This window comes from Nitrospirillum guaranorum, assembly GCF_034653275.1.
Taxonomy (GTDB): Bacteria; Pseudomonadota; Alphaproteobacteria; order Azospirillales; family Azospirillaceae; genus Nitrospirillum.
Genome location: NZ_JAYEES010000003.1, coordinates 1,937,006 through 1,957,830, shown reverse-complemented (window position 1 = coordinate 1,957,830; position 20,825 = coordinate 1,937,006). Strand labels below are relative to the sequence as shown.

Annotated in this window: 16 protein-coding genes; 8 read left to right on the top strand and 8 right to left on the bottom strand. The window is 69.3% G+C overall.

The window, feature by feature from the left end; all coding sequences use genetic code 11:
* Position 1 precedes the first annotated feature (1 nt).
* Positions 2–1,318, bottom strand: a complete 1,317-nt coding sequence (locus UAJ10_RS17920; protein ID WP_322916567.1) for an SIP domain-containing protein — start codon at positions 1,316–1,318, stop codon at positions 2–4.
* Between the two features lie 260 nt (positions 1,319–1,578).
* Positions 1,579–2,604 (bottom strand): glycerophosphodiester phosphodiesterase, encoded by a 1,026-nt coding sequence (locus UAJ10_RS17915; protein WP_322916566.1) that lies wholly within the window; start codon positions 2,602–2,604, stop codon positions 1,579–1,581.
* Between the two features lie 431 nt (positions 2,605–3,035).
* On the opposite strand from UAJ10_RS17915, the gene era reads away from it, so the two are divergent.
* The 4 genes from era (at position 3,036) to cueR (ending at position 8,784) form a co-directional block, all read left to right on the top strand.
* On the top strand, positions 3,036–3,923 hold the full coding sequence (era, locus tag UAJ10_RS17910; protein ID WP_246172115.1) for a GTPase Era: 888 nt from the start codon (positions 3,036–3,038) through the stop codon (positions 3,921–3,923).
* Positions 3,924–4,025: 102 nt separating this feature from the next.
* Positions 4,026–6,515 (top strand): heavy metal translocating P-type ATPase, encoded by a 2,490-nt coding sequence (locus UAJ10_RS17905; protein WP_322916565.1) that lies wholly within the window; start codon positions 4,026–4,028, stop codon positions 6,513–6,515.
* Positions 6,516–6,703: 188 nt separating this feature from the next.
* Positions 6,704–8,392, top strand: a complete 1,689-nt coding sequence (locus UAJ10_RS17900; RefSeq protein WP_322916564.1) for a tetratricopeptide repeat protein — start codon at positions 6,704–6,706, stop codon at positions 8,390–8,392.
* Complete coding sequence (gene cueR, locus UAJ10_RS17895; protein ID WP_322916563.1) at positions 8,389–8,784, top strand: Cu(I)-responsive transcriptional regulator; 396 nt, start codon at positions 8,389–8,391, stop codon at positions 8,782–8,784. Before UAJ10_RS17900 ends, cueR begins: the two co-directional genes overlap by 4 nt.
* Here cueR and UAJ10_RS17890 read toward each other — a convergent pair.
* A complete protein-coding gene (locus UAJ10_RS17890; RefSeq protein WP_322916562.1) occupies positions 8,781–9,332 on the bottom strand; it encodes a DUF3237 domain-containing protein in 552 nt (183 codons plus the stop codon). The genes cueR and UAJ10_RS17890 overlap by 4 nt on opposite strands.
* Positions 9,333–9,478: 146 nt before the next feature.
* Here UAJ10_RS17890 and UAJ10_RS17885 point away from each other — a divergent pair, with 146 nt between their 5' ends.
* Entirely contained in the window at positions 9,479–9,871 is a 393-nt protein-coding gene (locus tag UAJ10_RS17885; protein ID WP_322916561.1) for a DUF1801 domain-containing protein, read from the top strand.
* Between the two features lie 34 nt (positions 9,872–9,905).
* On the opposite strand, the gene UAJ10_RS17880 is transcribed toward UAJ10_RS17885, so the two are convergent.
* Positions 9,906–10,247, bottom strand: coding sequence for a hypothetical protein (locus UAJ10_RS17880; protein WP_322916560.1), 342 nt, complete (start codon positions 10,245–10,247; stop codon positions 9,906–9,908).
* 34 nt (positions 10,248–10,281) lie between these two features.
* The gene (locus UAJ10_RS17875) at positions 10,282–12,495 is read right to left on the bottom strand and encodes a putative bifunctional diguanylate cyclase/phosphodiesterase (protein WP_322916559.1); all 2,214 of its coding nucleotides are present in this window, start codon (positions 12,493–12,495) and stop codon (positions 10,282–10,284) included.
* A 222-nt stretch (positions 12,496–12,717) separates the two neighbouring features.
* Here UAJ10_RS17875 and recO point away from each other — a divergent pair, with 222 nt between their 5' ends.
* Both recO and parC read left to right on the top strand, forming a co-directional pair.
* Positions 12,718–13,503, top strand: a complete 786-nt coding sequence (gene recO, locus UAJ10_RS17870) for a DNA repair protein RecO (protein WP_322916558.1) — start codon at positions 12,718–12,720, stop codon at positions 13,501–13,503.
* 63 nt (positions 13,504–13,566) lie between these two features.
* Positions 13,567–15,816 (top strand): DNA topoisomerase IV subunit A, encoded by a 2,250-nt coding sequence (parC, locus tag UAJ10_RS17865; RefSeq protein ID WP_322916557.1) that lies wholly within the window; start codon positions 13,567–13,569, stop codon positions 15,814–15,816.
* A 79-nt stretch (positions 15,817–15,895) separates the two neighbouring features.
* Here the strand turns inward: parC and UAJ10_RS17860 are convergent, their stop codons facing one another.
* Positions 15,896–18,343: a glycoside hydrolase family 9 protein gene (locus UAJ10_RS17860; protein WP_322916556.1), complete on the bottom strand. Its 2,448-nt coding sequence runs from the start codon at positions 18,341–18,343 to the stop codon at positions 15,896–15,898.
* A 288-nt stretch (positions 18,344–18,631) separates the two neighbouring features.
* On the opposite strand from UAJ10_RS17860, the gene UAJ10_RS17855 reads away from it, so the two are divergent.
* Entirely contained in the window at positions 18,632–19,357 is a 726-nt protein-coding gene (locus tag UAJ10_RS17855) for a CPBP family intramembrane glutamic endopeptidase (protein WP_322916555.1), read from the top strand.
* 24 nt (positions 19,358–19,381) lie between these two features.
* Here UAJ10_RS17855 and UAJ10_RS17850 read toward each other — a convergent pair whose 3' ends face one another.
* The gene (locus UAJ10_RS17850; RefSeq protein WP_322916554.1) at positions 19,382–19,843 is read right to left on the bottom strand and encodes a hypothetical protein; all 462 of its coding nucleotides are present in this window, start codon (positions 19,841–19,843) and stop codon (positions 19,382–19,384) included.
* A 219-nt stretch (positions 19,844–20,062) separates the two neighbouring features.
* A complete protein-coding gene (locus tag UAJ10_RS17845) occupies positions 20,063–20,797 on the bottom strand; it encodes an arginyltransferase (protein WP_322916553.1) in 735 nt (244 codons plus the stop codon).
* Positions 20,798–20,825 lie beyond the last annotated feature (28 nt).

The following is a 20,825-nucleotide window of genomic DNA, read 5'->3' as shown; positions in this document are numbered from 1 at the left end:
CTCATAGGTTCTCGTGCGCGCCGGCCTCGCCGCGCAACCAGTAGCCCGACGCCCGCATCCACTGCGCCGGATGCTTGCGGTCCTCCAGCATGTAGGCGCGCAGGGTCTTGGCCACGGTGGCCTCGGCCGCGATCCAGACATAGCCGTCGCCGGGCGGCAGCGGGATGCCCTCGATGGCGCGGCGCAGAGTCGCGGCGTCGTCGGCGCCCTGGCTGTCGCGAGTGACCCACTGGGCGGTCCAGTTGGCCTTGGTCTCGATCACCTGCTTCTCGGCGTCGCTATCGACGGCGACCACGGTTTGGACGGGCACGCCGGGCCGCAACTCCTCCAGCCGGCGGCCGATGGCGGGCAGCCCCGTCTCATCCCCGACCAGCAGATACCAGTCGAAATCGTCCGGCACGATCATGGAGCCGCGCGGGCCGCCGATCTCCAGCGTATCGCCCACCTTGGCGTCCAGGGCCCAGGCTGTGGCCGGGCCGGCGTCATGCAGGGCGAAGTCCAGCGTCAGGGTACGGTCGGCCGGGCTGAAGGCGCGGGGGGTATAGTCGCGCATCAGCGCCTGCCCATCCGGGCCGGGGAAGAACAGCTTGATGTGGTCGTCGGCGCCCCGGCTGTCGAAGTCCGCCAACTCGGGCGAGGTCAGGACGACGCGCAGCATCTTGGGCGTCAGGTGGGTCACGCTGGTCACGGTCAGGGTGCGCCGACGGGTGTCGAAGCGCATGCGGCCGATCTGGTGGCGGGGGGTGTCGGTCATTCTGTCACCTGGGTCAGGTCTGTCGGGATGGGGGACGGCCGGGGCGGTTGGCCCGCCGTCCTTCGAGGGGGAGGCGGCCAAGATTTCCGCCGTGGCGCGCCGCAGGATGGCGGCCAGGCGGCGGGCCTCGGCGGCATCGCAGCCGCGCTTGCCGTAGAGGGCGGATTTCAGGGCGTGGCGGGCCTGGTGCAGGTCTTCGGACGCCTGGGGATCGGCGTCGGTGACGCCGGCGAAGGCCTCGCGCACCTGCTCCATGCGGCCGCCAATGCGGCGCAGGCCCTCCAGGATGGCGACGGCCGTCCCGCGATGGCCCTCCAGGTGGGCGCGGCCGCTGTCGGTGATGCGGTAGAGCTTGCGGTTGCCCTCCGGCTCCGCCGCGGCGTAGCCGATCTCCGCCAGGAAGGTCAGGGCCGGGTATATGACGCCGGGGCTGGGGGTGTAGAAACCGCCGGAATGCTCCTCCACCGCGCGGATCAGCTCATAGCCGTGGGCCGGCTTGCGCTCCAGCAGGGCCAGCAACAGGAGTTCCAGGTCGGCGGACGACAGCTTGCGGCTGCCGGGCATGCCGCCCCCGCCACCGCCCCAAAAGCCGCCGCCCCCGCCACCGAAGCCGCCACCGTGCTTCCAATGATGTCCTCCGCCGCGCCCGCCCATGGCGAGCAAAGGAGGACCGGGCAATGGAGGATGTGTAATGTCATGATCGGAAAACATATCGTACGATATAGCGAACGATACACCTATGGCAAGGGGCGGGCCAAAAGAAAACGCCCCGGCGGGGGAACCCGGCCGGGGCGTGGTGGAGAAATTGGGGAAAGGGGCCTGGCTCAGCGCTTCTTGCCCGGCACGGCCTCGACCGGGAAGGCCTTGGGCAGGGCGATGCCCTTGGCGGTGGCCGCCTCGCGCAGCAGCACCGGCTGGTCGGAGATGATGCCGTCCACGCCCATGTCGATCAGCTTGGCCATGTCCTCCGGCTTGTTCACCGTCCAGGGCACGACGGTCAGGCCCAGGCTGTGCGCCTCTGCCACCAGGCCGGCGTCGATATCGGTGTAGAGCGGCGACCAGATTGCGCCGCCGGCGGCCTTCACCGCCTTGGGCACGCTGCCGCCATGGTCCACGGGGTCGAAGCCGGCGGTCCAGGGCAGCTTGGCGGTCAGGCTGACCGACGGCTCGCGCGGGTCCTGCTCCGTCAGGTAGACGGTGGGGATGGCGGGGGCCTTGCGCTGCACCACCTGCAGGGTGCGCCAGTCGAAGGACTGGATCATCACCCGGTCCTCGAACTTCTCGGCCTTCAGCACGGCCAGCACCTTGTCCACGAACACCTCTGGCGACGGGCTGTCCTCCGGGTGGGTGGGGTCGATCTTGGTCTCGATGTTCATCTTCACGGTCTTGTTGCCCGACCGCTTCACCAGGTCGATGACCTCCTTCAGGGTGGGAATGGGCGTGCCGGGAATGGGGCGCTGGTCCGGGAAATGGCTGCCGTAGGTGCTGCCCGGGCGCAGTTGGCCCACGTCGTACTTCTTGATCTCCTCCAGCGTCAGGCTGAAGAAGGACGGGGTGGGGGCAGTGACGTAAGCGCCGTCCGGCCCCTTGGCCAGGTCCGGGTTCAGGTGTCGCTCGTGCGAGATGATGACGGCGCCGTCCTTGGTGATGTTCATGTCCATCTCCAAGGTGGTGACGCCCAGCGACAGGGCGTGGGCGAAGGACTGCAGCGTGTTCTCCGGCCACAGGGCGCGGCCGCCGCGGTGCGCCTCGATATCCAGGTCGCGGGCCTGGGCGGGGAAAATGACGGCTGAGGCCAGCAGGGCGGCCAGGGTCAGCCAACGCGGGGCCAAACGGTGCGGCAGGGACATCGAAGCGGGCTCCTGATAAACTGGTACCATGAACCGGCCGAAGCCGGCGTGGTCGAGCTATAGCCCGGGCATCCCCTAAGCCCTTGTTAAATTTCCAAGGCGGTGCTGTAGGGCGCCCGACCGCGCAATCCTTGGATGCCGCGCCGCCGCTGGTGCCCGGGCGCGGTCTGTGTCATGAAGCCGCGCATGCGGCGGCGGGTGGGTGCCAGGGGCATCCGGGCCCGCCGTTCCCTTTGAGGATATGAGTGATGAGCGACGTCGAACACGGCCAGGACGGCCTTCCCCCAGATGAGGACACGATGGCCGGTGCCGCCGGTCATGACCATGAGGCGCATGACGCCGACGCGCCCGAGGGTGAAGAAGACTATCTGGACGACGAAGACGACTATGAGGATGAGGACGAGGGGGAGGAGGGCCCGGCCCTGGCCCCCATGCGCTGCGGCTTCGTCGCCCTGGTCGGCGCGCCCAACGCCGGCAAGTCCACGCTGCTGAACGCGGCGGTGGGCAGCAAGGTGTCCATCGTCAGCCCCAAGGTGCAGACCACCCGGTCGCGCGTGCTGGGCATCGGCATGCATGACCGCGCCCAGATCCTGTTCGTCGACCTGCCTGGCATCTTCACGCCCAAGAAGCGGCTGGAGCGCGCCATGGTGGCCGCCGCCTGGTCGGGGGCGGAGGAGGCGGATCTGGTGGCCGTGCTGGTCGACGCCTCGCGCCGCGTGGATGACGACACCAACGGCATCATCCAGCGCCTGAAGGACAGCAAGCGCCAGGCCATCCTGATCCTGAACAAGATCGACCTGATCCCCTATGAACGCCTGCTGGAACTGGCGGCGCGCTTCAACGAGACGGGCGTGTTCACCGACATCTTCATGATCTCCGCCCTGACCGGCGACGGCCTGAAGGACTTCCTGGACAAGCTGGCCGCCCGCCTGCCGGAGGGGCCCTGGCTGTTCCCGGAGGACCAGCTGTCCGACATGCCGCAGCGCCTGCTGGCGGCGGAGATCACTCGGGAGAAGCTGTTCCTGCAACTGCACCAGGAACTGCCCTACGCCATCGCGGTGGAGACCGAGGCGTGGGAGGAGTTCGAGGACGGCTCCGTCAAGATCTCCCAGGTCGTCTACGTCCAGCGCCCCAACCAGAAGGCCATCGTGCTGGGCAAGGGCGGCAGCAAAATCAAGTCCATCGGCGCCGCCGCTCGCGTGGAACTTGAGGAAATCCTGGACCGCCGCGTGCACGTCATGCTGTTCGTGAAGGTACGCGAGGACTGGGCCGAGAAGCCCGACAGCTACAACCAGTGGGGCCTGGACTTCAACGCGTGAGCTGGCGGGGCGGCAGCCCCGCGCCGCCGTCATAGCGCGAGCCTTGACCCTCCCATCATGGGAGGGTCTATTTATCAGGGACATCTCGTCGAGGAGACTGGAATGTCCCATATCGCCGCCACTACCCCCTCCGCCCCCCAGGCCGTCGACATCCCCATCGGCGGGATGACCTGCGCCGGCTGCGTGCGCCGGGTGGAAAAGGCGATCGCCGCCGTGCCCGGCGTGGCCGCCGCCACCGTCAACCTGGCGGCGGAGCGGGCGCATGTGGAGCTGGCTGAGGGCGGGCGTCTGCCCGACGTGGTCCAGGCCATCGCCAAGGCCGGCTACGACGCCGGCACCCACACCGTCGAGCTATCCATCCAGGGCATGACCTGCGCCAGCTGCGTCGCCCGGGTGGAGAAGGCGTTGCGTGCCGCCCCCGGCGTGGTCGAGGCCACCGTGAACCTGGCGACGGAGCGGGCCAGCGTACTCCTGATCAATGGCGCCGATGGGGCGGCCGTGGCGGCGGCCGTCACCAAGGCCGGCTATGAGGCTAAGCCCCTGGTGCCGGAGGACGCGGCGGGGCAGACGGACCGGGAGCGGGAGGCGCGGGCGGCTGAGATCGGCGCCCTGAAGCGGGCCGTGGCGCTCGCCGCCATCGCCACCGTGCCGCTGTTCGCGGTGGAGATGGCGCGCCATGTCGTGCCCGGCTTTCATCATTGGCTGGTCGGTGCCGTAGGGGAACAGCTCTGGCGCTGGGTCAGCCTGGTGCTGGCGGCCTTCGTGCTGGCCGTGCCCGGCGGGCGTTTCTTCGCCAAGGGCGTGCCCAACCTGCTGCGGGCCACGCCCGACATGAATTCCCTGGTCACCCTGGGGGCGGGCGCCGCCTTCCTCTATTCCACCGTGGCGACGGTGACGCCGCACCTGCTGCCGGCGGGCACCGACAACGTCTATTTCGAGGCGGCGGCCGTCATCGTCACCCTGATCCTGGTGGGTCGCCTGTTCGAGGCCCGGGCCAAGGGCCGCACCAGCGAGGCCATCAAGCGCCTGCTGACCCTGCAGGCCAAGACGGCGCGGGTGGAGCGCGGCGGCCAGACGGTGGAACTGCCCATCGCCCAAGTGGTGGTGGGCGACGTCGTGCTGGTGCGTCCGGGTGAGCGCGTGCCGGTGGATGGCGCCGTGCTGGATGGCGCGTCCTTCGTCGATGAGAGCATGATCACCGGTGAGCCCCTGCCGGTGGAGAAGGGGCCCGGCGCCCCGGTCGTGGGGGGAACGGTCAACAAGGCCGGCGCCTTCCGCTTCCGGGCGGAGAAGGTGGGGGCGGCCACCCTGCTGTCCCAGATCGTCCGCATGGTGGAAACGGCCCAGGGCGCCAAGCTGCCCATCCAGGCGGCGGTGGACCAGGTGACGGCCTGGTTCGTGCCGGCGGTCATGGTGGCCGCCGTGCTGACCTTCGCCGCTTGGTACTTCTTCGGGCCGGGGCCGCAGCTCAGCTACGCCCTGGTCAACGCCGTGGCGGTGCTGATCATCGCCTGCCCCTGCGCCATGGGCCTGGCGACCCCCACCTCCATCATGGTGGGCACCGGCAAGGCGGCGGAGCTGGGCATCCTGTTCCGCCAGGGCGACGCCTTGCAGGGCCTGCGCGACGTGCGCGCCGTGGCCTTCGACAAGACCGGCACCCTGACCTTGGGACAGCCCACGCTGACCGACCTGACGGTGGTGGAGGGCTACGCCGAGGACGAAGTGCTGCGCCTGGTGGCGGCGGTCGAGGCGCGGTCCGAGCATCCCATCGCCCAGGCCATCGTGGCCGCCGCCCAGGCGCGCGGCCAGGTTCCGCCGGCCGTGGACGGCTTCCGGGCGGAACCCGGTTTCGGCGCGCAGGGGACGGTCGAGGGCCGCGTGGTGGCCGTGGGCGCCGACCGCTACATGACCCGCCTGGGCATCGGCGTGGCGCCGGTTGCGGAGGCGGCGGCCCGGCTGGGTGGGGAGGGCAAGAGCCCGCTCTACGCCGCCATCGACGGCCGGCTGGCCGCCATCCTGGCCGTGGCCGACCCGGTGAAGCCCGAAGCGGCCGAGGTGGTGCGCACGCTGCACGGCGCCGGCCTCACGGTCATCATGGTCACCGGCGACAACCGCCGCACGGCGGAGGCCGTGGCCAAGACGCTGGGCATCGATGAGGTGGCGGCGGAGGTGCTGCCGGAGGGCAAGGTGGCGGCCGTGAAGGAACTGCAGCGGCGCCACGGGCGCGTCGCCTTCGCCGGCGACGGGGTCAACGACGCCCCGGCCCTGGCGACGGCGGACGTGGGCCTGGCCATGGGCGCCGGCACCGACATCGCCATCGAGGCGGCGGACGTGGTGCTGGTGCGGGGCGACCTGCGCGGGGTGGCCACGGCCATCGCCCTCAGCCGCGCCGTCCTGGGCAACATCCGCCAGAACCTGGCCTGGGCCTTCGGCTACAACGTGGTGCTGATCCCCCTGGCCGCCGGCGTGCTCTACCCCGTCACCGGGTGGCTGCTGTCGCCCATGGTGGCGGCCGGCGCCATGGCGCTGTCCAGCGTCAGCGTGCTGACCAACGCCCTGCGCCTGCGCCGCTTCCGGGCGCCCGGCCCGTGATGGCCGCCGGAGGCGCGTGCGTCGGGCCCGGGGCCGGGTGTACGGTCTTGGGGTGGTTTAGCCCCTGGTTGATGTAGGAAAGCGACGCATGCCCACCGTGGGAGAGGTCTTGGCCGTGGCCCTGGACCATCACCAGTCTGGTCGCCTGGACCAGGCGGAGGATTCTGTACGGCCAGATCCTCCGCGCCATGCCGGACTGCGCCGACGCCCTGCACCTGCAAGGCGTGCTGTTCGTCCAGACCGGCCGCGTCGCGGCGGGCGAGGACCTGATCGCCCAGGCCATCGCGCTGGACGGCGGCAATGTCGATTATCGCGCCAACCTGGCCCAGGCCCAGCGCCAGCGCGGCGACCGGGGGGCCGCCCTGGCCACCTATGGCCAGGTGGTGGCCCGGGCGCCGCGCCATGGCCCGGCGCACCTCGCCCGCGCCCAGATCCTGGAGGAACTGGGCCGGGTGGAAGAGGCGGCCGATGCCTATCGGCTGCTGACCGGCTTGCCCCACCAGCCGGCCGAGGCCCAACTGGGCTTGGGCCGCTGCCTGCTGCGCCTGGACAGTAAGGAGGCGGCGGAGGCCGCCTTCCGCGCCGTCCTGGTCCTGACGCCGGATGAGGTGGTGGCCCTGGTCAATCTGGGGGACCTGCTGCGCCGGCGGGGTGGGCATGAGGCGGAGGCCGCCCGCCTGCTGGACCAAGCCCTGCGGCTGCGGCCCGGCCTATTCGAGGCGGCGGCCAGCCGGGCGGAACTGCACGCGGCGATGGGGGAGATGGCGGCGGCGGCCGAGATGGCGCGCGGCCTGATCGCCGCCCACCCCGGCCGGCCGGAGCCCTACGGCATCCTGGCCCGCGCGCTGCGCTACCAGGGCTATACGGCGGACGCGCTGAAGGTCAGCGCCCGCCAGCTGGCCCTCGCGCCGGACGACCCCGAGGTGGCCGTCAGCATGGCGTGCTGTCACCTGCGCCTGGGCGATTACCGCGCCGGCTTCCCCCTGTATCGCCGGCGCTGGCATTTGACGCCCCTGCCGCGGCGGCACCAAGCCGTGCCCGAATGGGACGGCCGCGCCCTCCCTGGCAAGAGCCTGGTGGTCTGGGACGAGCAGGGGGCTGGCGACACCATCAGCATGCTGCGGCTGTTGCCCCAGGCGGCGGCCCGGGTGGGGCGGCTGGTGTTCGAATCCCCGCACGCGCTGTCGGCGCTGTGGCCGCCCGAGTTGTGGCCCGGGCAGCGCCCGGGTGACGTGGTGCTGCGCGGCCAGCCGCTGCCGCTGGCGCCCGATGTCCAGATCGCCATGATGGATCTGCCGGAGGCCCTGGGCCTGACGGTGGACACCATCCCGTGGAACGGCCCCTATCTGGAGGCGGCGCCGGAGCGGGTGGCGGCGTGGCGGGCGCGCCTGGCGGACGTGCCGGGGCGCCGCGTGGGCCTGCTGTGGGCCGGCAATCCCCAATTCCCGGTCGACGCCTGGCGCTCCCCGGGGCTGGGCGCCCTGCTGCCCCTGTTGCGGGCGCATCCCGACGTGACCTTCATCGGCCTGCAGCGGCCGGAGGGCAGGGGCGCCGTCGATGGCCTGACGTTGCCGCCCAACCTGCTGGACCTGGCGCCGCAGGTGCGCGACTGGGCGGACACCGCCGCCATCATGACCCTGCTGGACCTGGTGATTACCCCGGACACGGGGCCGGCCCATGTCGCGGGAGCCCTGGGCCGCCCGGTGTGGACCATGGTGATCACCGACGCGGACTGGCGCTGGATGGACCAGCGGGCGGACACGCCCTGGTACCCCAGCATGCGCCTGTTCCGCCAGGCCACGCTGGGGGAGTGGGCGCCCGTGGTGGCGGCCATGAGCGCCGCCCTGGCGACCTTCTCGGGGGACCGCGCGTCATGAACATCGGCCAAGCCTCCAAGGCGTCCGGCGTCAGCGTCAAGATGATCCGCTATTACGACGAGGTCGGCCTGGTGCGCCCTTCCGGCCGCTCTGAGGGCAATTATCGCGAATATGACGCCCGTGAGATCAATGAGCTGCGCTTCATCAAGCGAGCGCGGGGCCTGGGCTTCGACATGGCGGAGATCGCCCAGCTGCTGTCCCTGTGGCGCGACCGGGAGCGTCCCAGCCGCGAGGTGAAGGCCATCGCCCAGCGCCACCTGGCCGACCTGGACACCCGCATCCGCGAGATGCAGGCCATGGCCGACACGCTGCGCCACCTGGCCCATTGCTGCGCCGGCGACGACCGCCCCGATTGCCCCATCCTGGAGGATCTGGGCGGGGACCGAGCCTAAACCACCTTGTAGACGCGGATCAGGACGGCGTGCCGCTCCGCAGGCAGGCCATGGACGGTGCCAACGAAGATGCCGCGGTTCAGCCAGGTATGGGGCCCTTCGGGGGCGGTGAATTCCAGGACGGAGTAGGCGTAGGGCGTCTGGCCCGGCGGCGCGTCGATAAGCGCCCGGTTGTTCACGGTGATGATGGCGCCGTCATCGGTCCTCAGTTCATAGAGGGCGTTCAACAGCAGCACGCCGTCGGGCCGGCTCAATTGCCGGTCGGCGCCGCCGGCCAGCACGGTTCCCCGGATGCGCGGACCCTGGAACACGCCGCCGGTGATGGGAATGATGCGGCGCTCCCCCAGCGGCGACTTGCCCAGCGGCGTCATGGGATCCAGCCCCACCAGCGCCTCATAGGTGAATTCGGTGGCGGGCAGCTGCAAGGGCACGGTGCTCAGCGGGGTTGGGGGCGGTGCCGCCGGGCCGGCCGCCTCGGCACGGTCCGTCGCGATAGCCCCGGCGATCCCGGCCGTCACCGCCGCCCGCAACACCGTCCGCCGATCCATGCCGCCCATCCTGTCCATCCCCATGACCATTCATTATTGATGTTAACAATTATGATTGAACACAGTTGTCGGCGCAATGGCGGCGGTGGCCGTGTCCTGCGGCGTGACCGCCTCGACTTTTCCAACGGGGCTGCCACACTACGCCCATGCACGCTCTCTTCCTCCTGCCGGGCGCCGTGCGGCGCGATCCCCAGGTCGACGCCTGGTTCGCCCAGGGCGATCCCCTGCGGCTGATGATCCAGCCCTGGTTCGATGAACTGCGGCGCTGTGGTGAGGACGTGCGGGAACTGATCCACGACCGCCAGCCCACGGTCTGCGTGGGCGAGGCGGCCTTCGCCTATGTCGGCGCCTATACGGCGCATGCCAGCGTGGGCTTCTTCCATGGCGCCGACCTGGACGACCCCGCGGGCTTGCTGCAGGGCACCGGCAAGCGCATGCGCCATGTGAAGCTGCGCTGGGGCCAGGCCCATGACACGGCAGCGCTCAGGGCGCTGATCGCCGCGGCATACCAGGACATCCGGCGGCGGCTGCAAAATTAGGGACGCCCGTCGGAATGATTGGCGCGATGATGTGTTAGCTGAAGTCCCACTTAAGTTTGCAGGCATCCACAACATCAGCGCCCATGTGGCGGATGAATATCTCGCGAAGCGCGGTTTTATGTGGCTGCCACCTCGGCATATTCTCAGACGGATCTATGCCTTCGGCCAGGAATAGCCAGTCAACGAATTGATCGGCCGTCACCGGGCCACTTTCCGGAATGAACATGTTGACATGACGTGGTTGGTCATTGACCACGCTTCCGCACCAACCATGGTTGACGCAGACCTCATGCATGAGGGCGTTATATCCAGGCTTTTCAGGCTTCCGGTCGTCATCTTGGGGGGACGGTATTTCAAAATAGACTTTCATGCTCACCTTTGGCGCGTTCCGCCAATATTGTTTGGGTCGCTCACCGCCCCTTGGGCGGCAGCCCCCGCAGCGCCGACAGTCCCTCCAGCACCTCACGGCTGCGGCGGCGCGCGTCCATCAGGTCTTCCACCGCCTCCTTCGGCAGGGGCGGGGCGAAGTGGAAGCCTTGGCCGAATTGGCAGTGCAGGCCGCGCAGGAAGTCTGCCTCGGCCTCCTTCTCGATGCCCTCGGCGATGACTTCCAGGTCCAGGGCCTGGGCCAGCAGGGTGATGATGCGGGCGATGGCGCTGCGCCGGTCGCTTTCGCCGGCGGCGCGCACGAAGCTGCGGTCGATCTTCAGCGTGCCGATGGGATAGCGGTGCAGGTAGCTGAGGGAGGAGAAGCCGGTGCCGAAGTCGTCCAGCGACAGCTTCACGTCCTTGCGCTTCAACGCCTCCATGATGCCCAGGCAACGGCCGGGGTCGTCCAGCAGCAGGCTTTCGGTGATCTCCAGCTTCAGGGTGCCGGGGGTGATGCGGTGGGTGTCCAGCGTCTCCGTCACCGCCGCCACGAGGTCATCCTCCATGAGCTGGCGGCCGGAGACGTTGACGCTCATGAACAGGTCGGGCCCGAAGCGGCCCTGCCATTCCGCCAGCTGGCGCGTGGCCTCCGCCAGGGCCCAGCGGCCCATCTTCAGGATCAGGCCCGTCTCCTCCGCCAGGTGGACGAAGTCGCTGGGCGGGATCATGCCGCGCTCGGGATGGAACCAGCGCATCAGCGCCTCGAACCCCGCCACCGTGCCGTCGGCCAGGCGCACGATGGGCTGGTAGAACAGGCGGAACTGCCGGCCCTCGACGGCGTGGCGCAGGTCCGATTCCAGGCGCAGGCGGGTCAGCGCGCGCTCCCGCAGCGCGTCGTCGAACATCTCCACCCGGTTGCGGCCGCTGGTCTTGGCGCGGAACATGGCCAGGCCCGCGTCGCGCAGCATGTCGCCGGCCGAGGCGTAGCCGGAGCCGGACAGGGCGATGCCGGCGGTGACGCTCATCACCACCTCCTGCCCGTTGGGCAGGGTCAGGGGTTCAGCCACGGCGCCAGCCAGGCGCTCGGCCGCATCCACCGCCGCCTTGACGTCTAGCACGCCGTCCATCAGCACGCCGTACTCGTCGGCCGACAGGCGGGCCACGGTGTCGCCGCTGCGGCGGGCGCCGTCCAGCCGCCGGCCCACGGCGCACAGCACCTCATCCCCCACCAGGGGGCCCAGGCTGTCGTTCACCGTCTTGAAGTGGTCGATATCGAAGATCATGACGGCGAACTGCGCCTCTTCCGGCCGGCGCCGGCGCCCCAGCGCCTGGCCGATGCGGTCCAGCAACAGCATGCGGTTGGGCAGGCGGGTCAGCCCATCGTGAAAGGCGTCGAACAGCAGTTGCTGTTCGGCGCGCTTGCGCGCCGTGATGTCGGTCATGGAGCCGGCCATGCGGATGGCCTCGCCCTCCTCATCGCGGATGGCCACGCCGCGGATCAGCACCCACAATTCCGCCCCGCCGGCGTGGCGGGTGCGCACCTCTTCCTCCAAATGCGCGCTGCCGCCGGCCAGGTGGGTCTCCACCGCCGCGCGCAGACGGGGACGGTCCTCGCCATCGATCTGGGCGTACCAATCCTCCATGGTGCTGGTGCGGGCGCCGCCGCCGATGCCCAGCATGGCCGTCCAGCGGGGGGAGCAATAGAGCTGGTCCGTGGCCACGTGCCAGTCCCACAGCCCGTCGTTGGCGCCCTGGGCGGCCAGGGCGTAGCGCTCCTCGCTCAGGCGCAGCTGTTCCTCGGCGTTCTTGCGGTCGGTGACGTCGCGCTGCGCGCCGACGATGCGGATGGGCTCCCCCTCGTCATCCAGCACGACGATGCCGCGGCACATCATCCACAGCACATGGCCGTTGCGATGGGTGATGCGGTATTCGATCTGGAAGGGCTTGCCGCCGGCGCTGGCCTGCGCGTCCAGGGTGGCCTGCAGCCAGATGAGGTCGTCCGGGTCCACCCGGTTCAGCCATTCGTCGGGCGAGGTGCCGATCTCATCCTTGGCGTAGCCCAGCAGCGCCTTCCAGGTCTCGGCGTAGTAAACCTGGTCGGTGCGCAGGTCCCAGTCGTACAGCCCCTCGTTGCTGGCCGCCGCCGCCAGGCTGTAGCGCTCCAGATTCAGGCGCTCATCATCATCCAGGGGAAGGGCCCGCGGGGCGCCTGGGGAAGGCGGCCCTTTCAGCCGGGCGGGCTTGCCGGCGCTCATGTCGTCACCGGCGATGTGACACGCGCCACGACCAGTCCGCGCGGTGAACCAGCCCCCATAGTCCAATGATTGCCAGTAGATGGGCTGTGCACGCGGGCGCTCGGTTCAAGGGTTATTAATGCAGGGTATACTAAAAACCGCGAAAGTGACACCGTTGGCCTGAACGGCGGCGGAAGAGCATTGGCATACACCGTCCGGGGCGCAATCTGCTAGAAAGCTTCCATGGAATGGACTGACGACGCCATCGTGCTTTCGGCCCGGCCGTTCGGCGATACCGCCGCGCTGGTGGTCATGCTGACGCGGGAGCATGGCCGGCACGCCGGGGTGCTGCACGGCGGGCAGTCGTCGCGCTATCGCGGCGTGCTGGAGCCGGGGGCCCAGGTCACCGCCCGCTGGAGGGCCCGCACGGCCGACCAGCTGGGCACCTGGACGGTGGAGCCCGTGCGCTCCCCCACCGGCCTTTACCTGGACGATCCCTTGCGCCTGGCGGCCATCGTCGCCGCCGCCGCCCTGATGGACGCCATGCTGGCGGAGCGCGAGGCCCATCCCGGCCTCTATGACGCCACCCTGGCCCTGTTCGCCGCCCTGGACCTGGACATCTGGCCGGCCGTCTACGTGCGGTGGGAGGTGGGGCTGCTGGAGGAGGTGGGCTTCGGCCTGGATCTGACGCAGTGCGCCAGCACCGGCCAGCCCGTGGGCAACGCCAACGATCAGCTGGCCTACGTCAGCCCCCGCACCGGCCGCGCCGTGTCGGCCTCGGCGGGGGAGCCCTACCGCGACAAGCTGCTGCCGCTGCCGGGCTTCCTCATCGGCCTGGGCTTCCAGGGCGGCGGGGAGGGGGACGTGGCCGCCGGCCTGCGCCTGACCGGCTATTTCCTGGAACGGCACGTCTTCGCCCAGCGGCATGCCGAGGTGCCGCCGGCCCGCCAGCGCCTGGTGGACCGCTACCTGCGGACGAACGGCCTTCCGGCCCCCGGGACCGGCGGGGCGGAGCCGCAGGAAGCTTAAGTTTTCCTACCGCTGTGGGACGGCTGGCAATCGGTCCACCATATCTGGTAGTGTCCGCCCATCATGACCGATGCCACCGAGATCCTCGATAAGCCCCTGGCCGACGCGCTGGGCGAGCGTTACCTGTCCTACGCCCTGTCGACCATCGTGTCGCGGTCGCTGCCCGATGTGCGCGACGGGCTGAAGCCGGTGCACCGCCGCCTGCTGTTCGCCATGAGCCAGCTGAAGCTGGAACCCACCACCCCGCCCAAGAAGTCGGCGCGCGTGGTGGGCGACGTCATCGGCAAGTTCCACCCCCACGGCGACGCCTCGGTCTATGACGCGCTGGTGCGTTTGGCCCAAGACTTCGCCGCCCGCTACCCCCTGGTCCAGGGCCAGGGCAACTTCGGCAACATCGACGGCGACAACGCCGCCGCCATGCGATACACCGAGGCCCGCCTGACCGAGGTGGCCAAGGCCCTGCTGGACGGCATCGACGAGGACGCGGTCGATTTCCGCGCCACCTACGACGGCGACGGCGAGGAGCCGGTGGTGCTGCCATCGGCCTTCCCCAACCTGCTGGCCAACGGTTCGGCCGGCATCGCCGTGGGCATGGCCACCAACATTCCGCCGCACAACGCGGGCGAGATCTGCGATGCCCTCAGCCTGATCATCGATCGCGAACTGCTGGTGCCGGAAGACCGACGCCGGCCGGTGACGGTGGATGAGCTGGTCACCCTGATGCCCGGCCCCGACTTCCCCACCGGCGGCGTGCTGGTGGAAAGCCGCGACGCCGTGCGCGAGGCCTACCGCACCGGCCGAGGCGGCTTCCGCCTGCGCGCCAAATGGGAGAGCGAGAAGCTGGCCCAGGGCACCTGGCAGATCGTCGTCACCCAGATCCCCTACCAGGTGCAGAAGTCCCGCCTGGTGGAGAAGATCGCCGAACTCCTCATGGAGCGTAAGCTGCCCCTGCTGGAGGACGTGCGCGACGAGTCGGCGGAGGACGTGCGGCTGGTGCTGGTGCCCAAGAGCCGCAACGTCGATCCGGCGGTGCTGATGGAACAGCTGTTCCGCAACACCGACCTGGAAGTGAAGATTCCGCTGAACATGAACGTGCTGGACGCCGACCAGGTGCCGCGCGTCATGACCCTGCACGAGGTGCTGCGCGCCTACCTGGACCACCGCAACGTGGTCCTGGTGCGCCGGTCCCGCCACCGCCTGGCCAAGATCGACCATCGGCTGGAGGTGCTGGGCGGCTATCTCATCGCCTACCTGAACCTGGACGAGGTCATCCGCATCATCCGCGAGGAGGATGAGCCCAAGGCCGAGCTGATGCGCGCCTTCGGCCTGACCGACGTGCAGGCGGAAGCCATCCTGAACATGCGCCTGCGGTCCTTGCGCAAGCTGGAAGAGATGGAGATCCGCAAGGAGCACGACAGCCTGACGGCCGAGCGGACGGAACTCTTGTCCCTGCTGGACGACGACGGCAAGCGCTGGTCGGCCATCGCCGCCGAGGTCGCCGCGACCAAGAAGCGCTTCGGCCAGGCGACCGAGCTGGGCGCCCGCCGCACCGCCGTGGGCGACGCCCCCACCGACGTGGTGGTGCCGGTCGAGGCCATGATCGAGCGTGAGTCCGTCACCGTCTTCCTGTCGGAGAAGGGCTGGATCCGCGCGGTGAAGGGCCACCTGCCGCCCGCCGAGACGGCGGAGGCCAAGTACAAGGAGGGCGACGCCGAGCGCTTCGTCCTGCATGCCGAGACGACGGACAAGCTGCTGGTGTTCTCCAGCACCGGCAAGTTCCACACCATCGGCGTGGACCGCCTGCCGCGCGGCCGCGGCTTTGGCGAGCCGGTGCGCCTGATGGTGGACCTGGGCGACGCCGACATCGTCACCCTGCTGCCCTACCGTCCGGGCAAGCGCCTGCTGGTCGCGTCCAGCGACGGCCGCGGCTTCCAGGTGGATGCGGATGAGGTGGTGGCGCAGACCCGTGCCGGCAAGCAGGTGCTGAACGTGGGTGACGGCGCCACCGCGCTGGCGTGCGTGCCGGTCGAGGGCGACACCATCGCCGTCATCGGCAACAACCGCAAACTGCTGGTCTTCGCCCTGGAGGAACTGCCCGTCATGGTGCGCGGCAAAGGCGTGGCCCTGCAGAAGTACAAGGACGCCAGCCTGTCCGACATCTGCGTGTTCGACAGCGCCAAGGGCCTGTCGTGGAAGATGGGCGGGGCGGGCGACCGTACCCGGGTGGAGACTGACCTGTCGCCCTGGCGCGGCGCGCGCGGCACCCAGGGCAAGCTGCCGCCTAACGGCTTCCCCCGTAACAACCGCTTCTGATCCACCGGGTCAGACCCAAAGAAAAACGCCGGAGTGGACCTCACTCCGGCGTTTTCATTTTGGGCGGGGCGAGGAGGGCTTACTGCCCCTTGGTCACCATGATCCCGGCATTGGCCGCCAGGATGTAGGAGGTGGTGGTGGCCACCGTGGATTCATTTTCGAACCACAGGAAGGGCCACGCCACCTTCTGTTCCGGGAAGTCCGGCTTGATGACCAGCACGCCCGGCACCATGGCGCCCGGCACGGTGGAATAGTCCGCGCGGTTGTGGGTGTAGGCGATCATCTTCGATTCCGTGCCCACGGTGGAGACCAGGGACAGGTTGGTCGCCGGGTGGCGGCCCAGCACATAGTCCAGGGCGTCCAGGGTGTACTGGGTGCCGATGATGCCGGGGAAGGCCTTGTGCAACAGGTACATGTTGGTGCCGAAGCCGGCCACTTGGCCCGAACCCGCCCAGGTGCCCATGGCCACGGGCACGCCGAAGGGCGTCTTGGCGGCCTCGGCGTCGATGGCGGCCTTGGCCTCCGTCACCGCCTGGGTCAGCTGCGCGCGGTAGTCGGCGTCCATGTAGGGCAGGGCCAGCGTCGCCATGCCGCCCAGGAAAGCGAAGCGCTGCTTGATGGTGGGCAGCAGGGACTTCAGCTTGTTGGTGTACAGCGGGTCGGCGCCCTTGGTGGTGATCACCAAATCCACCGTCGCGGAGAAGGCGGCCATGTCGAGGAGATCGGCGGGATTCCAGTCGCCCCGTTCCGGCCGGTCCATGCGGTCGCTGGGATCCTGCTGGTTGGCCCACATCACCTTGGCGGCGGCCAGCGCCTGGGCGGCCAGGTCGGGGTCGATCTCCCCCAGCACGCGTGAGGCGGCGGCCAGGGCGCCGGCCACGTGGTAATCGTCCGCCGGCACGTCGGAGGTAAAGGCCCAGCGGTCGTCGGGCACCCCGGAATAGATGCCGTTGCTCTCGTTGGGGCCCAGCTTGGGATCATAGATCAGGCGGTCGGTTTGCGAGCCGGCGTCGCCCAGGTGGGTGTACTGCTTCAGGGTCGGCTCGATGATGCCGACGATGGCATGGCCGAAGACCTTGTATTGCGCCAGCAGCTGCAGGGTGCCGTGGCGGATCTGCTGCAGCACGTCGGGGATGCCGTCGGGCTTGCGGATCTCCACCTGGCGCGCCGCCTCGTCGATGGTGTCCTCGTCCCAGTCCATGCCGAACAGTTCGCGCGCCCGCACCAGGTCACGCACCACCCAGGCGTTGTCGGAGGTCTGGATGTCATAGTCGCCGGCATCCTGCCAACCGCCCACGTTCAGGCCGGGAATATGCTCGCCCGGCTTGAAGGGGGAGTCCAGGTGCGGCCCCATCTTGTAGCCGTCGAAATGGTTGATGTTGGGGGCGGCCTGGCGGGCGTCATCGATATGGGACAGGCCCTGCCAGGCGCGGTACTGCTCCCGCACCGCGATGTGATCCATCTGCTCCGCCAGGTAGGTGTCCAGCGACGGCTGCCAGATGTGGTCGTAGGCGTCGGGGGCGATGCGGAAGGGGTTGAACAGATGCCCGGCGTAGAAGATGGCGTAGATGCCGGGCGTGCGCACCGAGGAGAAGTCGAAGGTGGCGTAGTCGTAGCGCGTCCACTTGCCCCAGGGCTTGATGGTGCCCTTCAGCGCCACGGTCTGGCTGCCGTCGGCGCCGATGCGCACCAGCTGGATGTCCTTGGGCGCCTTCATGTGCGGGTCGAGTTCGACGGTCGCGACCTTGGCCCGGTCGGGGGTGTAGCCCGCCTGGTTGAAGGCGACGACGGGATCGCGCACCCAGTTCTTGATGACGTTGGGATGGACGTGCCAGACGATGGCGTCCGTGGTCTTGCCCGCCGGGATCAGAGCGCGCACCACGAACCAGCCGTTCTGCGCCCGGTTGCGGGCGTCATACAGCGCCAGGGGTGCGGTATCGGAGGTGATGGCCACGCGCGTCAGCGGATCCTCCGGCGACAGCACGATGGAGGAGCCGCCCGAGGCCAGCGGCAGCGGGTCGCCCGAGCCGTCCTTGGCCATGGGCCCTGCGGGGTTGCGCGGGAACAGGCCGGCCGCATCGCCCCCGGTGCCGTTGCCCAGCGCGTAGGTCTTGCCGAAATAGCTGGTAGGCAGGAAATCCAGGCTGAAGGCGGCCTTGCCGACATACTCGGCCGGCAGCGGCTGGTCCATGTTCACCGCCACGCGGAAGCCCGTGCCCTCCGGCGTGATGACCAGACGGTAGCTGAAGCCCTGTTCGGGGAAGTTGCTGTACACCGTCAACTGGTCGGGGCCGGGGCCGCGCTCGCGCTTCACGAAGGCCGGGACGGGGTCCCACTGTTCCGGTGTGGGGTTCAGACGCACGGCGCCATCGGTGGCGATGCGCTCGCCATGCAGCACAATCTGGATGCCGGCGTTCTTTTCGTCGCGGAACACCGGATGGAAGTGCATCTGGTCGACGATGACGCTGAGGCCCTGCATTTCCAAGGTCTCGTTCGGGCTGACGGTCAGTCCCGGAGACCCGGCCATGGCCGACGGCGTGGCGGCAAGGCATGATTGGATGAGCCATGGCTGAATAGCCAAGGCGGCGGCGAACCAGACTGCCCGCATGGATGTCCCTCCCGTTAGCGTTAACATTTTTATGTTAACGGTACCATTTTGCCCACACTGTGCGGCAAAGCGGGCGTCGACACAACCCCCAAGCGACAGCCGCCGCCACAGGCGCCGGCGCGGTCGCGGGAACATCCATCCCAGCCCCGCGCTTGCGTCTTCAATCCGCAGGCCAGGGAGGGCCGGCGGTCGATCCTTGGGGTGCGCATGGCCGTCTTCCTGCTTTTCGCGGCGCTGGTGCTGGTCGCGGTGTGGACGCCGTGGCACGCCTGCGCCTTCGCCGCCTTCAAGTCGGGTGGGGAGGGGCCGGCGCGCCGCACCTTCTTCAGGAAATGGGTGGTGACCAGCCTGCTGCTGTTCGGCGGCGGCACGCTGGGGGCGCTGTTCCTGATGGGCCGCCTGAACCAGCTTTGGCGATTGCCGCCGGAGTTCGACTCGCTGGCGGCGCCGGCGCGGGCCATGGGCGTCACCGTGCTGGGGACCGCCGCGGTCGTGGCGGTCGCGGCTTGCGCGGTGGTGGTGGCGGCGGTCGCCAGCCGGGAGCGGGGACGCCTTCCACCGGCCGTGTTCGGCGATGTCGAGGTTCTGCTGCCGCGCGATGGCGCGGAGCGGGTTTGGGCGGCGGTCTTGTCTTTGAGCGCCGGCCTGACCGAGGAGGCGGCATTCCGCCTGCTGCTGCCCTTGCTGATCACCCTGGCCGTGGGGGACGCGCCCTTGGGCATGGCCGCCTCGGCCCTGGCGTTCGGTCTGGCGCACCTCTATCTCGGATGGCGCGGGGTCGCGGCCACAACGATGGCGGGGGTGTTCCTGTCCCTGGTCTACCTGGCGGCGGGCAACCTGCTGGCCCCCATCGCCGTGCATGTGGGCACGGATTGGGTCGGCCTGCTGGTGCTGCCCCGGCTAGTGGGATGGCGGCGGCCTGCCTCGCCTTAGCGGGCACAGCCTGGCGGGCGCGGCTTATCGGGCGCGGACGGTGATGGTGACGGTGTCGCTGAAGAAGCCGCCACGGCGCACGGTCTGGCGCGGCAGGCTGAGCAGGATGCTGCCAGTGCGCAGTTCCGTCTGCGGGTCCAGGCGGTTGATGACCTGCGGCTCGCTCAGGGGGCGGCCGTCCACCTGGTCGTAGGAGATGGTGTAGGGGATCTTGTTGCCGTTGGCGTCGACCAGGGCACCGCCATTGTTGGACGACAGCACCACGGTGTACCCGGCGGATTCGTTGCAGTGCTCGCCCAGGTCGCCCAGCATGACGTTGCCGCCATCCGTCGACAGATTGCTGTCGCCGGTGGAGACGGACACGAAGCAGTTGGACTCCACCACCCCCTTCACGGCGATGTTCAGCGCCATCGCCGGCTTCACCGCCGGCAACGCCAGAACCAAGGCCAGGAACGCAGGGCGGATGAAACCGCTGACCGCACGCATGGGACGAAGGCACCCTTCTCTAACGGTTCCGCGCGACGCCCCCCATGGGCGCCGCTATCAAGCACATCGCAACACAGCAATATACATGCCGTTAATTTAGCAGCGGTTTGGCGCCGCCGACTCGCGAATGGGATGGTGCCTCTTGCTCAATGAAAGAAGCGTTTTGCATTGTGCAATGAATTTTGAAAATGTGACGGCGTCTGACGGCAAAAACCGTTGTCAGGACGCCGGATCCAGCGGCAGCCAACCGTCGCGGCCCAAGGCCTCCAGCGGCTGGAAGCGCCGCTTGTAATCCATCTTGCGGCTGCCCTCGATCCAATAGCCCAGATAGACGTGGGGCAGGCCCTCGCGGCGGGCCTGGTCCACCAGGGTGAGGATCAGATGGGTGCCCAGGCTGCGTTCCGGCATGTCGGGGTTGTAGAAGCTGTAGACGGCGGAAAAGCCGTCATCCAGCCGGTCGGTCAGGATGGCGCCCATCAGGGTGCCGCCGCCGTCGCGCAGGGTGTACAGCCGGCTGTCGACCTGGCCTTCCTCGATCATGGCGGCATAGTCGGTCATGCCCATGCGGCTCATGTCGCTGTCGCTGTGGCGCGCGGCCTGATAGCTGGCGAAGACCTGGAATTGTTCCGCCGTGGCGCTGGCCGGCTGCACGCCCGCCACCAGGTCGGCGTTGGCGCGCATGACCTTGCGCATGGTCTTGCTGGGGGTGAAGGTGGCGACGGGGATGCGCACCGGCACGCAGGCGGCGCAGCCGCTGCAGACCGGCCGGTAGACGATGTCGTGGCTGCGGCGGAAGCCCGCGCGCGACAGGGCGGAATTGACCCCGCTGGCCTGCTGCCCCACCAGGCGGGTGAACAGCTTGCGTTCCATGCGCCCGGGCAGGTAGGGGCAGGGCATGGGGCCGGAGCGGTAGAATTGCTGCAACGGCCGGGAATGGGGGGGGATGACGGACATCCGCGCCTTTCATGGAATGATACGGTAT